Below are 1,767 nucleotides of genomic sequence, written 5' to 3' on the forward strand. Positions count from 1 at the left end.
ATGCCGAGGATCAGGTTGGCCTCGGGTGCCTGGAGGATCTCGATTCGAGGCCTTTCGCCGTCATCGGCGGGGATGAGGGCGATCGGCGGCGGGTGTCCCGCGTTGGACCAGCGCAGGCGGGTGACGCCTTGCTCGATCTCTGAGGGTGTCTGCTCGAGGCGGGCGACGATCGCCGTGGCGGTGGTCTCGATCTGTAGGCCCTGCATGGCCGCGTCTGCACGGCGCAGCACGTTCGCTGGGCTCTCACCGGTGGTGAAGGCGATGCCGCGCACGAGTCCGCGCACTTGGCCCATGGCAGCCGCGGCCTCGGTGTCGTGTCCCACCACATCGCCGATGACGAGGACTGTCTCGCCCGTGGGTTGCAGGAATGCGTCGTACCAGTCCCCGCCGATCTGGGCTGCCTCTGCGGCGGGCTCGTAGCGGACCGCGACGTGCACGTGGTCCGGTTCAGGAGGCGCGGTCAGCAGGCTTCGTTGTAGGCCCTCGGCGAGGTTGCGTTGCTCGGTGTACAGCCGGGCGTTGTCGAGCGCGAGGCCGGCTCGGCCTGCGAGCTCGGCGAGGGTCTCGAGGTCCGAGGGGGTGAACGTCAGCCGTCCCTGCTCGCGGAAGATGGTGAGCAGGCCGGCGGTTCGGTTGCGTCCGCGCAGCGGTACGACGACGGCGGACTCCGGCGCCAGCGCTTCGGCAAGTTCGCGTGCCTCACCGGGGAGGAGGACCTGGCTGATCTTCTCGGCGGCGTGGTCGGCGATGAAGACCGACTTGTTGCGTTGCAGTGTCTCGGCGACGAAGGAGGTGTCGGCCAGGGCGGGGATGCGCACGGCGGTGTAGCGCTCGACGAGGTCGCGTTTGTCGGGGTCGGCGTGCCACCAGCCAACGTCTCGCAGACGGCGTCGCCAGTTCCCGGACAGGCGGGCGTCGACGGCGGGGTCGGCTCCGTCGACAAGGGTGACGACGCACCAGTCACCCAGCACCGGGACGAGCATCTGGGCAAGGCGTGCGACGGCTTCGTCCCCGTCGAGGGTGTCGGTGAGCGCGTCGGTCACCTCGCTGAGCAGAGCGGCACGGATGGCTGCTTCGCGGCGCTGCTCGACCATGGCGTGTCGCTCGGTGATCTCGAGGAAGTAGACCGCGAGTCCGCCGTCGTGGTCGGGCCAGGCGCGTACCTCGTACCAGTCGTTGAGCGGTGGCGGGTAGTAGGCCTCGAAGGAGACCGGCTCGTTGGTGTCGACGGCGCGGCGGTAGTAGGTCTCGAAGTCGCTACCTCGCGAGGCCGGGAAGAGCTCCCAGATGTTTCCGCCGACGATGTCGGCGCTGACTGCGCCGAGGAGCCGTTGCGCTTCGCGGTTGACGTAGGTGAAGCGCCAGTCCCGGTCGAGCTGGAAGAACGCCGTTGGCATGGCCTCGAGCACGCGTGCGACCCGGCTGTCGACGTCTCGGACGGCGGTGACGTCGTAGGCGGCCCCAAGGACGCGGACGGCGGTGCCGTCTGGGCCGGCTAGTGCCTGGCCGCGTGCTTCTACCCAGCGGATGGTGTCGTCGGGTCGCGCGACGCGGTAGTCGGCCTCGTACCGGCCGCACGTCTCGATGGCGTCGTTCAAGGCAGCGCTCACACGGTCGCGATCGTCGGGATGCACCGAGGCGCTGAAGTCGTCGATGGTGCCGCCGAAGGTGTTCCGGTCAAGGCCGAACAGCTCGAGCAGGCGCTCGTCCCAGCGAAGCTCGCCGGTGGTGAGGTTCCAGTCGAAGGCGCCGACCCCTGCCGCGTCG

1 protein-coding gene is annotated in these 1,767 nt (G+C 69.3%); it reads right to left on the minus strand.

Features of this window, described 5'->3' with window-relative positions; genetic code table 11:
• On the minus strand, positions 1-1,767 hold a 1,767-nt coding region (locus G6553_RS20455), incomplete at both ends, for a PAS domain-containing protein (RefSeq protein ID WP_166196957.1).

The organism is Nocardioides sp. IC4_145, from assembly GCF_011250565.1.
Classification (GTDB): domain Bacteria; phylum Actinomycetota; class Actinomycetes; order Propionibacteriales; family Nocardioidaceae; genus Nocardioides.